12 protein-coding genes are annotated in these 13,242 nt (G+C 66.0%); 8 read left to right on the top strand and 4 right to left on the bottom strand.

The window, feature by feature from the left end:
* Positions 1 to 195: 195 nt before the first annotated feature.
* The 4 genes from LEL84_RS14505 to dnaA form a co-directional block, all read right to left on the bottom strand.
* On the bottom strand, positions 196 to 780 hold the full coding sequence (locus tag LEL84_RS14505; RefSeq protein WP_065630837.1) for a DUF721 family protein: 585 nt from the start codon (positions 778 to 780) through the stop codon (positions 196 to 198).
* Positions 773 to 1,972, bottom strand: a complete 1,200-nt coding sequence (gene recF, locus LEL84_RS14500; RefSeq protein WP_226512001.1) for a DNA replication/repair protein RecF — start codon at positions 1,970 to 1,972, stop codon at positions 773 to 775. Before recF ends, LEL84_RS14505 begins: the two co-directional genes overlap by 8 nt.
* Positions 1,973 to 2,014: 42 nt before the next feature.
* Positions 2,015 to 3,184, bottom strand: coding sequence for a DNA polymerase III subunit beta (gene dnaN, locus LEL84_RS14495; protein ID WP_058252995.1), 1,170 nt, complete (start codon positions 3,182 to 3,184; stop codon positions 2,015 to 2,017).
* A gap of 654 nt (positions 3,185 to 3,838) precedes the next feature.
* Positions 3,839 to 5,347 (bottom strand): chromosomal replication initiator protein DnaA, encoded by a 1,509-nt coding sequence (gene dnaA, locus LEL84_RS14490; protein WP_226512000.1) that lies wholly within the window; start codon positions 5,345 to 5,347, stop codon positions 3,839 to 3,841.
* Positions 5,348 to 5,845: 498 nt separating this feature from the next.
* On the opposite strand from dnaA, the gene rpmH reads away from it, so the two are divergent.
* From rpmH to LEL84_RS14450, 8 genes are all read left to right on the top strand, one after another.
* Positions 5,846 to 5,989, top strand: coding sequence for a 50S ribosomal protein L34 (gene rpmH / locus LEL84_RS14485; protein ID WP_004020968.1), 144 nt, complete (start codon positions 5,846 to 5,848; stop codon positions 5,987 to 5,989).
* Between the two features lie 46 nt (positions 5,990 to 6,035).
* A complete protein-coding gene (rnpA, locus tag LEL84_RS14480) occupies positions 6,036 to 6,464 on the top strand; it encodes a ribonuclease P protein component (RefSeq protein WP_065630840.1) in 429 nt (142 codons plus the stop codon).
* Positions 6,464 to 6,886: a membrane protein insertion efficiency factor YidD gene (gene yidD / locus LEL84_RS14475; protein ID WP_226511999.1), complete on the top strand. Its 423-nt coding sequence runs from the start codon at positions 6,464 to 6,466 to the stop codon at positions 6,884 to 6,886. Before rnpA ends, yidD begins: the two co-directional genes overlap by 1 nt.
* A gap of 27 nt (positions 6,887 to 6,913) precedes the next feature.
* Positions 6,914 to 8,119: a membrane protein insertase YidC gene (gene yidC, locus LEL84_RS14470; protein WP_226511998.1), complete on the top strand. Its 1,206-nt coding sequence runs from the start codon at positions 6,914 to 6,916 to the stop codon at positions 8,117 to 8,119.
* 45 nt (positions 8,120 to 8,164) lie between these two features.
* Positions 8,165 to 8,869: a protein jag gene (locus LEL84_RS14465; protein WP_065630842.1), complete on the top strand. Its 705-nt coding sequence runs from the start codon at positions 8,165 to 8,167 to the stop codon at positions 8,867 to 8,869.
* A 1,332-nt stretch (positions 8,870 to 10,201) separates the two neighbouring features.
* Positions 10,202 to 10,909 (top strand): 16S rRNA (guanine(527)-N(7))-methyltransferase RsmG, encoded by a 708-nt coding sequence (rsmG, locus tag LEL84_RS14460; protein ID WP_065630844.1) that lies wholly within the window; start codon positions 10,202 to 10,204, stop codon positions 10,907 to 10,909.
* Positions 10,910 to 11,078: 169 nt separating this feature from the next.
* Positions 11,079 to 12,032: a ParA family protein gene (locus LEL84_RS14455; RefSeq protein ID WP_065630845.1), complete on the top strand. Its 954-nt coding sequence runs from the start codon at positions 11,079 to 11,081 to the stop codon at positions 12,030 to 12,032.
* A gap of 64 nt (positions 12,033 to 12,096) precedes the next feature.
* Complete coding sequence (locus LEL84_RS14450) at positions 12,097 to 13,149, top strand: ParB/RepB/Spo0J family partition protein (RefSeq protein ID WP_226511997.1); 1,053 nt, start codon at positions 12,097 to 12,099, stop codon at positions 13,147 to 13,149.
* Positions 13,150 to 13,242 lie beyond the last annotated feature (93 nt).

Raw genomic sequence — 13,242 nt, 5'->3', positions numbered from 1 at the left:
CTGTTGTGCACCCCTGTCGGGACAACTCTCCACAGTGTACTGCCTGACTCGCCCTGGAACGCGCATCCGGGGCCGCTAACAGGCCCTCAGAACGATTTTTTTGCCTCGATCCCGGTTCGATCGTGGCTTGGGGATGGAAAACGGCCCACGAGGCTCTGCAACCAGTAAAGTGCGGTCGACTCTGCTAGCGGCGCGTCAGCCGTAGGTGTCGCGTGGGCCTCGCCCGCGCACATGCCGTTCACCCTTACGCCACGACGGGCCCTTCGGACCGCTGATCCGCAACGAGGTGACCTGGCCGTTGCCGATGGCGGCCGCGATCTTGGCGAGGATCTGGGATTGGATGTAGCGAAGTTGCGTCGCCCACGCCGTCGACTCGGCCTGCACGTGGAGGACGTTGTCGCGCAACGCAACCGGCTTCGCATGAGCCGCGATGTCCGAACCGACGATCTGTTCCCACATCCCGAACAGGGTGCCTTCGCCGATCTTCTCCTGCCACCCGCGATCCTTCGCCAGCCCGCCGACCAGCCGGCCGAAGGGCTGCGGATCCCGCGGATCCGGACCGGAGCCGGACCAGCGTCGACGCCCCTGGGATCCGCGCGGGACCCGACGGACGGGCGACGCCCGGCCCCGGCCGACCGACTTACCCGCGGCGCGGGCCTGTGCCCGGGCCTCCTCGAGCGCCTTGCGGGCACGTTCGTACCCGCCGAGTTCGCCGGGCGGTGTCGGCCGTGGTGCGGGGTCGGCGGGATCCGGGGACCCGGACGGTCGATCGTCACTCATGGGCTTCCTCCCCCGCTGCCGTCACATCGTCGAGCGCGCCGTCGACGATGTGCGACCGTCGGCCCGCGTCGTCGTCGACCACATCGACGCCGATCCGCCGGCCACCGATACGCCCGGGGATGTCCTCGGCGACGGCGGCGGTGATGAGGAGTTGCTCGGCGTCGGCGGTGAAATCGACGAGTTGCGCGCGCCGCTTGGCGTCGAGTTCGGCGAACACGTCATCGAGCATGATCACCGGCTCGACACCTTCGGCGCGGGTGAGCTCGACGGAGCCGAGGCGCAGAGCCAGGGCCAGCGACCAGGATTCCCCGTGTGAGGCAAAGCCTTTCGCGATATCGCTGCCGAGGACGATGTCGATGTCGTCGCGATGCGGACCGACGAGACACAGGCCCCGCTCGATCTCCTTGTCGCGCAACTCCGTCAGGCGTAGTGCCAGCACGTCGGCGATCGCCTCGGGTGTGTGTTCCTCGATCTCCACACCGCCGGCGGGACGATACCGGAGCACGGCCGGCCGTGAATGCGGCGCGATGGACGCATACGAGCCGGTGAAGTGCGGCTCGAGCTCGGCGAGCACCGACAACCGCGCGGCGATCACCTGACCGCCGAGATCCGCGAGCTGACCGTCCCAGACATCAAGCGTGCTGACCACCGAATCTGCCTGTTGCCCACCACGTCTCAGCGCCGCGGCGGCAGTCTTGAGCAAGGCCGACCGCTGACGCAGGACCCGGTCGTAGTCTGCGCGGGCGGCGGCGAAACGGGGACCCCGCTGCGCGACGAGCTCGTCGACGAAGCGTCGTCGGTCGCTCGGGTCACCACGCACCAGGGACAGGTCCTCCGGCGCGAACAGCACCGTACGGAGGATGCCGAGCAGGTCGCGGGGTCGCCGAGCCGGGCTCCGGTTGATGGTCGCCTTGTTGGCGCCCTCGGCATTGATCCGCAGCTCGGCGGTCAGCTCACGGCCGTCGTTCTCGACCGTCGCGGTCACCGACGCCGACGCCGATCCCGCGTGTACGAGCGGTGCATCGGAACTCACCCGGTGTGAGCGCAGCGTCGACAGATAGAACAGCGCCTCGAGCAGATTGGTCTTGCCGAAGCCGTTGCGGCCGGTGAAGACCGTCGGCCCGGGTGCCAGATCGAGGTCGACGGCCCGCCACGATCGGAAATCGCGCAGATGCAGCTCACGGACGAACACGAGTCGGCGTCGATCCTGAGGACGGTGAGGCCGTGGCGGCCGTCAGCCCGGGAGGCGGACGGGCATCAACAGGTAGCTGAACGCGCTCTCGGGAGCGACGAAGGCGCCGGACTCGTCCGCGACCGGATCCTCTCCGCTGGCCGGACGGAGCACGGCAGGCCGGCTGGGGGTGGTGAATCCGAAGTCCACCGCGTCGGCGTTGATCGCCGACAATCCGTCCTGCAGGTACCCGGGGTTGAACGCGATCGTGAGGGGCTCACCCTGGAACGACACGGGCAGCTCTTCCTCGGCCTTGCCGGCCTCGTCGCCGCCCGCGGTGAGCAGCACGGATCCCTCGGAGAACTCCATCCGGACCTGCGCGCCGCGCTCGGCGACCAGGGCCACACGGCGGATCGCCTCGATCAGCGGGCCGCTGTCGATGGTGGCGACGGCGGTGTGGCTGGCCGGGAGGAGCTGACGGAACTTCGGGAACTCCGCGTCGAGCAGGCGGGTGGTGGTCTTCTTGGTCTCGCCGAGGATGCCGAGGATGCCGTCGGATCCGATGGCCGCGCCACCACCGAACGCCAGCGAGACGACGCCGGTGCCCTCGGCACCTGCGGTCTTGGCGCTCTCCGAGAGCGTCTTCGCGGGCACCAGGACGGCTCCCTTGGTGTCGGGATCGGAAGGCTCCCACTGCAATTCACGCACCGCGAGCCGGAAACGGTCGGTCGCGGCGAGGACGACGGAGTTGCCCTCGATCTCGACGCGGACACCGGTGAGCATGGGCAGGGTGTCGTCCTTGCCGGCCGCCACGGCCACCTGCGAGATCGCCTCGGCGAAGAGCTGCGACGGGATCGTTCCGGTGACGGAGGGAACGTCGGGCAACTGCGGGTAGTCCTCGACCGGCATCGTCGGGAGCGAGAACTTCGCGCTGCCACAGGTGATGGCGACGCGTGCACCGTCGAGGGTCACGTCGACCGGCTTGTTCGGCAGGGCCTTGGTGATGTCGGCGAGGAGCCGACCGGAGACCAGGACCTGGCCGGGCTCGGCGACCTCCGCGCCCAGATTTTCCTGTGCCGAGACCTCGTAGTCGAAACCCGAGACGGTCAGGCCCGTTTCGCCGACGTTGAGCACCACACAGCCGAGAACCGGGACGGGCGGACGAGACGGGAGACTGCGGGCCACCCAGGCGACGGAATCAGCGAACTCGTCACGCGCGACACGAAACTTCATGCTGGGAGGTTGCCCTTCTCTCGTTCTCGTTCCCGCCTGGATCGCCGGGTCGGCGCCGCAGTGGGTCGGCCGGCCTGGAGTGGGATCCCGCATCCGGGAATCCCACTGTAGAACGCCGCCGCCCGAGCCGGAGTGGTTGGGGCCAAGTCAGACCGTCGTCGGAGCCGGCCGCGGGCGACCCGATCGGCGACGGTCTGTGCACAGACCTTCTTACAAAAGAACCTCTTTCTAGAGGGATCCATCTCAGTAATAGGAGTTGTGCAATCTGTGGACAAGCATGACATCGGGCCAGTCCGGGCGGGTGTGGACGTGTGCATGACCGGTGGAGCAACGTCGAGCGGATCCGTCCGGGGATGTGGAGTTCTCATGTTGTTCGCGCGGCGTCCACCGGCGATGCACATGCCGACCCCGGTTATCCCAAGGATTGTGCACAGCTGGTGATCGATCGTGAGCAGCGTCGATGTCGGCCGAATCCTACTGCGGGAAGGCGGTCCACGGCGTCGAAGACTCTCGACCTAAGGACCAGACTTGGCATTCGGACGGGCCATCGCGGCCGCCATCGGATGCCACTGCGGGCGGCGGAACACCCTCAGACGACCGCACCCCCGGGCCGTCGTGGCCTCGGGGGTGCGGAGAGCTGTAGGTGTGAGCGTGTCAGCCCACGGCGCGCTGCTTGATGCGGGCGGTGAGTTCCTGGACATGGTCGTACACCCGGCGGCGCTCGGCCATCTCCTTGCGGATCTTCCGTTCGGCGTACATGACCGTCGTGTGATCGCGGTCGAAGGTCTCGCCGATCTTCGGCAGCGAGAGGTCGGTGAGCTCACGACACAGGTACATGGAGATCTGGCGGGCCTGGGCGATCGACCGTGTCTTACCGGGACCTCGTAGTTCCTCGACAGAGATGTCGAAGTACTCGGCGGTGATCGCGAGGATGCTCGCCGCGCTGACCTCCAGGGTCCCCGAGTTGGGCAGCAGGGCCTGCAAGACGACGTCGGCCAGGGACTTGTCGAGAGCAGCGTCGTTGAGCGACGCGAACGCCGTCACGCGGATGAGTGCACCCTCGAGTTCACGGATGTTGCGCTCGATCTTCGACGCGATGAGTTCGAGTACATCGTCGGGAACCGCGATGTTGTCCATCTGCGCCTTCTTGCGCAGAATCGCGATCCGGGTCTCCAGATCGGGCGGCTGGACATCGGTGATCAAGCCCCACTCGAACCGTGTACGGAGCCGATCTTCCAGTGTCGCAAGCTGTTTCGGCGGCCGGTCAGAGGAGATGACGATCTGCTTGCTCGCGTTGTGCAGGGTGTTGAAGGTGTGGAAGAACTCTTCCTGGATACCTTCTTTGCCCACGAGGAACTGGATGTCGTCGACCAGCAGCACATCGACGTCGCGATACCGGCGCTTGAACGCCACCCGCCGGTCGTCGCGGAGCGAGTTGATGAAGTCGTTGGTGAATTCCTCGGTGGACACGTACTTGACCCGCATGCCCGGGAAGAGGCGCTGCGCGTAATGGCCAGCGGCGTGCAGCAGGTGTGTCTTGCCGAGTCCGGACTCTCCCCAGATGAACAGTGGGTTGTAGGCCCGGGCGGGGGCTTCCGAGACCGCCACCGCCGATGCGTGCGCGAACCGGTTCGACGCGCCGATGACGAAGGTGTCAAAGGTGTACTTGGGGTTGAGGTTTGCGCCGGTGGCCGGCGGCGTCGAGGTGGGCCGCTCGGCGAAGTACGACGCCCAGTCGCCGGACGGGCGCGTCGACTCCGGCATCGGGGACGGCGCGCGGCCCGCGCCCACGGGGGCGGCCGTGTAGTCGACCGCTGCGGCCGTTCCGGCGATGGGCCGTACGTCGGGGACGGGTGTTTCCGCCACCGGCTCGTCGTTACGCGGGGTGGCGATACGGACGCCGAGATCGACGGGTTCGTCGAGGTGGCGGCTGAGGACCGAGCGGATGGTCTCCCGGAGATTGCGCTCGATCTGTTCCTGGACCAGCGCCGTCGGCACGGTCAGCAGGGCGAAGCCTTCGGTGAGGGTCAGGGGTCGAACCAGTGACAGCCACGCCTTCTGCTGGCGTGTCAGTGGTTCGTGGTCGCGTGCGGCTTCGTCGTCGTTGAGTTCGGCGACGACCTGTTGCCACACCTCGCCGAAAGTGTCTCGGTCTGAAGTCACGGGGCTGGCCTCCTGGTCCGGAAAACTACCAGCGTTCACGAGAGCGGTGGCATCTGCGCCGGAGTCCCCGTCTCTCCACAGGGTTATCCACACCTGTGTACAAAGGTGACGAACTGGGGACTTCGGTCGGAGCCAGGTCCTCGAGGATCTACCTCGACGGGAGGGGTGGCCGACGCTGTGAGTGAACGTAACAGAGGTCGGGGAGGGCCACAAAGCGATCGGGACGTTTGACTCGATTCTGCTGACAATCTTGCTTTCGTGGCCCAGAACACACTGGTCGCGAACGGTCCCGGAGAACGGACGTCGCCGTTTGATTTGGACGCCCGGTGTCAGTAGTCTCGACTGGTCATCCAGGTTGCGGATTTGCGCGGCGAACTTCCGTGTTCGCCGAGTCATCACCGACACCAGTTCGGCACCGTCCTGGATCAACAGACCAACGACAACATGTGGGTCATGCCCGGGTAACCGGCGTGCCCACAGGGAGCACAAGGAGTCACCGTGGCCAAGGGCAAGCGTACTTTCCAGCCGAACAATCGTCGTCGCGCGCGCGTGCACGGATTCCGTCTGCGCATGCGGACCCGCGCCGGACGTGCGATCGTCAGCGGCCGTCGTTCCAAGGGCCGCGCGAAGCTCACCGCCTGATCGTCGGCTCTCACCGGGTCCCGTACGGGGCCCGGTCAGCTGTTCGATGACTGCGCCCCTTCATCGGATCTCACGGGGATCCGACTTCTCTCGCACCCTCAAGTCCGGTGCGCGGGTGAACAGTCGTGACTTCGTCGTCCATCTCGCGATGGTCGGTCGTGAATGGCCCGACCCCCGCAGCCTTCGACGGGACGTGGCGATGTCCGGTGGTCCCTGGTTCGGTCTCGTGGTCAGCAAATCCGTCGGCAATGCGGTGACGCGCCATCTCGTCGCCCGCCGACTGCGCGCGGCATTCGCCGGCGCATCGCATCTGCTTCCCGACGAGACCTATGTGGTCGTCCGTGCCCGCCGAAGCGCGGCCGAGCGATCCAGCGACGAGCTCGCCGACCAGCTCCGCGACGCGTTCACCAGTCGTCGTGTCCTCGCCCTGTCCGAGGCCGTCGCGGCGTCGGCCGACGGAGCGGGACCGCGGTGATGGGCAACACCGACACCACGCCGTCACCTGAGACCGAGGCGGATTCGACGACTCCGCACGCGGCCTCGAGCGGAACCGGCGCGCGCCTGTGGCGCGGAGTCCGCCTCCTCCCCCGCCGCACCGTCATCTTCCTCATCGAGCTGTACCGCACCTGGGTGTCGCCGATGCGTCTGCCGTCCTGCCGGTTCGAACCCACCTGCTCGGGATATGCGGTCGAGGCACTGGACCGGCACGGCTTCCTCTACGGCTCGGTGCTGTCGGTCATCCGGCTCGCGAAGTGCGGGCCCTGGCACAAACCCGGTTACGACCCGGTTCCCGAACGCGGCTTCGGCGAACTATGCCGCGACCTGTGGCGCTCGGCGACCGGCACACACCGACCTCGAAACCATCAGCACGCGTCCGGCGAGACGCGTGCTCTGTGAGTACAACAAGTGAGGGGTAACTGACCCGTGCTCGACTTCATCTATTACCCGGTCTCCGGGATCATGTGGGTCTGGCATTGGCTCTTCAGCCATGTCACACCGAACTCCCCCGGTGGCGACGGCATCGCCTGGGCCCTGTCGGTGGTGTTCCTCGTGTTCACCCTGCGTGCGATTCTCTACAAGCCCTTCGTGAAGCAGATCCGCACCACGAAGAAGATGCAGGAGATCAACCCGCAGCTCCAGGCGATCCGTAAGAAGTACGCCAAGGATCGGGTCAAGATGACCGAGGAGATGCAGAAGCTGCAGAAGGAGCACGGGTTCAACCCGATGCTCGGCTGCCTGCCGATGCTGCTCCAGATCCCGGTCTTCATCGGTCTGTTCCACGTGCTGCGCTCGTTCAACCGTATGGGCACCGGCATGGGTCAGCTCGGCATGAGTGCGGCAGAGACCCGGTCCCAGGGCAACTACGTGTTCAGCGCCGAACAGGTGCAGAACTTCCTCGACGCCCGCCTCTTCGGTGTCCCGCTGTCGTCCTACCTCGTCGAGCCGGCGACCGAGTTCCAGGCCTTCGTCGAGCCCGGCTCCCCCATCGACTTCACGCGCCCGCAGATCGCGTTCGTCGTCATCCCCATGATGATCGTCGCCTCCATCGCGACGCACCTGAACTCGCGTGCGTCGGTTGCCCGTCAGCCCGAAGCGGCGCTGGAGAATCCGCAGACCCGGATGATGAACAACCTCGCGCTGTACGTCTTCCCGATCGGCATCCTCGTGACCGGTCCGTTCTTCCCGGTCGCCATCCTCCTGTACTGGATGAGCAACAACATCTGGACCTACGGTCAGCAGCACATCGTCTTCGGGCACATCGCCAAGGAAGAGGAAGAGGCCAAGCTCCTCAAGCAGGAGAAGCTGAAGGCCAATGCGCCGAAGCCGGGCGCGCGACCCGACCGGAAGAAGAAGCCCGCGGCGACGAACACCAACGGCGCCGACTCGACGAACGTCTCCCTCTCGAAGGACGGATCGTCGGACAAGGCCGGGACCGAGGGTGTCGACGCAGATGCATCGCCCGACGAGTCGACGACCGCCGCAGCGGACACCGGGGCGGGAGCCAAACCCAAGCCGGGTCAGAAGCCCACACGCCCCGGCGCCGGCGCCGCACCGGGCAAGAAGCAGAACCACAACCGCGGAAGCCGTTCGACGGCCAAACGCGGAAACAAACGCGGTGGCAAACGATGACCGCCCCAGACTTGTTCGATGAAGCACAGAAGTTAGGTGAATGAGATGACAGCAGAGACTGCAACTCAAGCCGGTACGGACGCCGAGACCACGGCGGGATCCCAGACCGAGGACCAGGCCGACACGTCTTCGTCGGCCGCCGGCGACGACGGTGCGGTGGCGGAGAACGCCGTCACGGAAGCGGTGCATAGCGACGCCGATGATGACGCCGCGGACGAGACCGACGTCGACGACGACTCCGATGACGACGACTCCGATGACGACGACTCGGATGAGGACGAAGACGACGAAGACCGTCTGGTCGAAGAAGGCGAGATCGCCGGCGACTACCTCGAGCAGCTGCTCGACGTCCTCGACTTCGATGGTGACATCGACCTGGATGTGGATGGCGACCGAGCAGTCGTCAGCATCGATGGCGGCGACGACCTGACGAAGCTCGTCGGGCGCAAGGGTGAGGTCCTCGACGCGCTCCAGGAGCTGACCCGCCTTGCGGTCCAGCAGGCGACAGGTGAACGCAGCCGCCTGATGCTCGACATCGCCCGTTGGCGGGCTGATCGCCGCGATCGACTGGCTCGCCTCGGTCGTGAGGTCGCCGAGCGAGTCCTGTCGTCCGGCGAGCGCGAAGCGCTGGATCCGATGACTCCGTTCGAGCGGAAGATCGTGCACGACGCGGTCGCGGTCGTCGACGGCGTCGTCAGCGAGAGCGAGGGTGCAGAGCCGAAACGTCGCGTGGTGGTCCTCCCCTCGTAGCAAGTACTCCCCTCCCCCACGGAGGTGAACAGGCCCCGACCGTCTCGGTCGGGGCCTGCTTCGTCTCCGGGTAGTGCTTGGTTGTGTGCCGCGATAGCGGGTGGCGTTTCGACGGCGTTGCGCGCTGTGGGCTACTTACACGGTTGTTGTTTCACGTGAAACACGACTCGTCCGCTGAGGCGGCGCACAGAACGGATGCGCGCGGGGCGTTGATGTGCACGATCGAGTCGACGGTCGGCGCCCCTTGCAACTCGGGTTGCGGTCAAACGTCCCGGGATGTCGCCGACGGAATGCGTAACCGTCACCTTCGGATGCCTCGATCCCCCGCGCCCGGTGGCCGACTCAGTCGGCGACGTTGCTGCACATGGCGGTAGCGCCAACTCGCACCATGGACGTCCTCGTAGCGCGGTGGATGGCCACGTGTGCCGGACGCGACGAGAGAGCCCAAAAGCCGTTCATTGCCCGGACCGGGTCGAGGCCCGTTCGGTCGAGCGGCTGCCGAGTTGCAGTCTCGGCGGCCGCTGTGACGCCAGGGCAGTTCCGGGTGTTGGCAGCGCGGACCGCGGCAGTGACTCTCCGGCGGGTTGGGATACCCGCGCCACGCGTCGCCACTGGCCAACGACACCGCTCGCTGCTCGGTCCGGACGCAAACTGGTCGAATTGTCACGTGACGCTTCCTTCCGGGACCGGAGTGTCAATCGAAACGGTCGTCATCAGACCCTTCGAGGCTCGCTTCGCTCGCACCTCAGGGAGCTGGGTGGCGCAGGGCTCGCACGTCACTATCTTCAGCCTGGCGACTGTTGTGGACCATGGAAGAACACTCGTGAACATCCGAGTCCGTGCTCCCCTGGTCCGAATGAACGACCTGCTCCCTGAGGGCGTCCGGAGCTTGCGGAGGGCGCGTCGCCTCCCGTGCCCTGAGGAGCGTCCGGAGCTTGCGGAGGGCGCGTCACCCCCTGCTCCCTGAGGAGGCCGGAGCTTGCGGAGGCCGTCACGAAGGGTCCTGGCGAGATGCGTCGCGAATCTATCGAGGCTCGTCGATCTCGACCGCGCTTCTTCGTCGCATGTTTGGGCCTGGCGGCTTTTGCGTCTGGCCCCAGGGCCAGAGATCTAGCGGATCTCTCGGACCAGGGAGCGGGAGGGGGCGAAAGCGACGCAGATGTCGATCGCGGGTTCGACGGGACGTTGCGCTCAGTTCCGCCGGTTTGTCGTCGAATCACATCGATGTGTTTCACGTGAAACATCGCGCTAGGACCCGATGTGCACCGACCTGCCAGAAGGTTGGGTTTCACGTGAAACACTGTCTAGGTATCCCACTCGAACGGAGGCGAAGTGCCGTCTGACGCACAACCCGGGCACGAGCACGATCTTGATGCGTTGGCGGTTCCGCCAGACATCGCGACTGATGTCTTCGGTGAGCGGGTGGCGCTGGCGGTGGACTACTGGCGCGTCCTCGCCACCGACGGGATCGACCACGGACTCATGGGGCCGCGAGAGGTCCCGCGACTGTGGGATCGTCACATCCTCAACTGCGGCGTACTCGGTGAGCTCATCTCCGACGGATCGCGCGTGATCGACATCGGCAGCGGTGCCGGCCTCCCCGGCATCCCCCTCGCCATTGCACGTCCGGATCTCTCGATCACGCTCATCGAACCGCTACTCCGGCGCAGTACCTTCCTGGACCGTGCTGCTGCCGCGCTCTCGTTGGACAACGTGATCGTGATCCGAGGGCGAGCGGAAGAGAAGGCGGTACGCGCCGTCGTCGAGCCCGCCGATGTGGTGACGTCGCGAGCAGTCGCGCCGCTCGAACGGTTGGCGAAATGGTCCGCTCCCCTGGTCCGTCCCGGAGGCCAGATGATCGCGATCAAGGGGTCGTCAGCCGCCGAAGAGATCGAACGCGATCGGGCGGTGGTCGGGCGCTCTGGGATCACAGAACTGACGGTTCACACGTGTGGCGATCGCGTTCTCGAGACGCCGACGACCGTGATCGTGGGAACGAAGACCGAGCGGTCGCGCGGTGGCCGTTCCGGACGGCGCTGAGGAGGCGATCGGATTGGTGTGGAGTCCGCGGAGGGCGCAGAATAGGAAGCGTTCTGTCGGCACCCCCGAAGGTGCTGCAATGGACGCTTCCGCGACCGTAGGGTCGGCAGCTACAGCCGCCGGCGGTACGGACGCGAGTCCGTACGAGGTCGGTCAAAGGAGTCCACGCGTGGTCGATCAAGACCCGAATGTTTCACGTGAAACTGCGGCAGGGGGTCACCCCGGAGTTGACGGCCAGCCCTTCGCCGACACCCCAATCGCCATGGCCGCCGAGCGCGCGAGTCAGGTACTGACTCCCGGGGGTGCGGGGCAACTACCCAAACCGCCGCATACACGGATCATGACCGTCGCCAATCAGAAGGGCGGCGTCGGGAAGACCACGACGACCGTCAACCTTGCGGCGGGACTCGCGCTGCGCGGTCTTCGCGTTCTGGTTGTCGATCTCGACCCCCAGGGCAACGCCAGTACCGCGCTCGGCATCGATCATCGCGCAGAGGACATCGCATCGGTGTACGAGTTGTTGCTCGGTGAAGTGACCCTCGAGGAAGCGATCCAGGAGTCGCCCAGCCAGCGCGGCCTGTTCTGCGTGCCTGCGACTCTCGATCTGGCCGGCGCCGAGATCGAACTCGTGTCGCTGGTGGCCCGCGAGAATCGGTTGCGTAATGCGCTCGCCGACGATGTGCTTGCCAAGTACCAGATCGACTACGTGTTCATCGACTGTCCCCCATCACTGGGTCTGCTGACCGTCAACGCGATGGTGGCAGCCCGTGAGGTTCTCATCCCGATCCAGTGCGAGTATTACGCACTCGAGGGCGTCGGACAGTTGTTGCGCAATATCGAACTCGTACAGGCGCACCTCAACCGTGAGCTCCACGTCTCCACGATCGTGCTGACGATGTACGACGGCAGGACGAAACTGGCCGACCAGGTGGCCGAAGAAGTGCGGCGCCACTTCGGCGACAAGGTGCTGAGCACGATCATCCCGCGAAGCGTCAAGGTGTCCGAGGCCCCCGGCTACGGGATGACGATCATCGAGTACGACCCCGGCTCTCGCGGCGCAATGAGTTACCTCGATGCCGCACGCGAACTGGCGTTGCGGGCTGCCGAGGGGGCGCCGGCGTGATCCGGTATCGCCGCGGTTCACGTGACACGCCGACTCACGACCATCATCGCGAAAGGGAGCACCAATGAGTCAACGAGACGCCGCTCAGCGCCGGGGTGGACTCGGACGAGGGCTCGCGGCGCTGATTCCGACGGGGCCTGCCGACGACCAATCGGGCGCCCCGCGCCTCGGCAACGCCGCAGCGGATGTCGTCATCGGCAAGGGTCCGACGACAGCTGATGATGGCGTCAAGACCTCGCCGACTGCCGCTACGCAGGCGACCGGGACGCAACCTCTCAGCCCGGAAGAGGCGGGCGCGGTGTACCGCGAGTTGCCCCCGAAGGAGATCCAGCCGAATCCCAGTCAGCCCAGAACCGTCTTCGATGACGAGGCGATGGCGGAGCTCGTGCACTCGATTCGAGAGTTCGGGCTGATGCAGCCCATCGTGGTGCGCCGACTCAAGCAGCCCACCGCGGATGGGATCGTCTATCAGATCGTCATGGGTGAGCGCCGGTGGCGGGCAAGCCAGGAGGCAGGGCTCGAGGCCATCCCCGCGATCGTGCGGGAGACGCCTGACGGTGACATGCTGCGCGATGCGTTGTTGGAGAACATCCACCGTGCGCAGCTCAACCCACTCGAAGAAGCGGCGGCCTATCAGCAGCTGCTCGAGGAGTTCGGTGTGACGCACGAGGAGCTCGCCTCTCGCCTCGGCCGTTCTCGCCCGCTGATCAGCAACATGATCCGGTTGCTCAAACTCCCGATTCCGGTGCAACGCCGGGTCGCGGCGGGGGTGCTGTCGGCCGGCCATGCCCGCGCTCTCCTGTCCCTCGAGACCGGAAGCGACGCTCAGGAAGCTCTCGCGGCGCGGATCGTCGCCGAAGGGTTGTCGGTGCGGGCGACTGAAGAAGCTGTCACGCTCGCCAATCGTGGCGACGGTCCGGAAGCGAAATCTCCGTCGGCACCGAAACGCCGTCCGATGCAGATGCCAGGCCTCCAGGATCTCGCGGAGAGACTGTCCGACAGTCTGGACACCAGGGTTACAGTCAGTCTAGGGAAAAGAAAAGGCAAGATCGTGGTGGAGTTCGGCTCGGTCGACGACCTGGAACGCATTGTCCAGTTCATCGATCCGAAGAAGTGAATTTCGACGCGGGATTTCCGGTACCACCTAGACGCGGAAGTAATGTCACAGTGACGATTGACGTAGCCAGCGGGCGCTTGTACAGCGAAAGCT

The sequence above is a fragment of the Gordonia sp. WA4-43 genome, from assembly GCF_020520305.1.
Lineage (GTDB): Bacteria > Actinomycetota > Actinomycetes > Mycobacteriales > Mycobacteriaceae > Gordonia > Gordonia hongkongensis.
Note: the sequence above shows the minus strand (reverse complement) of the source record. Positions and strands in the feature narration are given on the sequence as shown.

What these genes read in the sequence shown, in the direction of transcription:
- rnpA (WP_065630840.1), top strand. Translation starts at nt 6,036, where the DNA reads ATGACTGCGCCCCTTCATCGGATCTCACGGGGATCCGACTTCTCTCGC.
- dnaN (WP_058252995.1), bottom strand. Translation starts at nt 3,184, where the DNA reads ATGAAGTTTCGTGTCGCGCGTGACGAGTTCGCTGATTCCGTCGCCTGG.
- yidD (WP_226511999.1), top strand. Translation starts at nt 6,464, where the DNA reads ATGGGCAACACCGACACCACGCCGTCACCTGAGACCGAGGCGGATTCG.
- LEL84_RS14505 (WP_065630837.1), bottom strand. Translation starts at nt 780, where the DNA reads ATGAGTGACGATCGACCGTCCGGGTCCCCGGATCCCGCCGACCCCGCA.
- LEL84_RS14450 (WP_226511997.1), top strand. Translation starts at nt 12,097, where the DNA reads ATGAGTCAACGAGACGCCGCTCAGCGCCGGGGTGGACTCGGACGAGGG.
- LEL84_RS14465 (WP_065630842.1), top strand. Translation starts at nt 8,165, where the DNA reads ATGACAGCAGAGACTGCAACTCAAGCCGGTACGGACGCCGAGACCACG.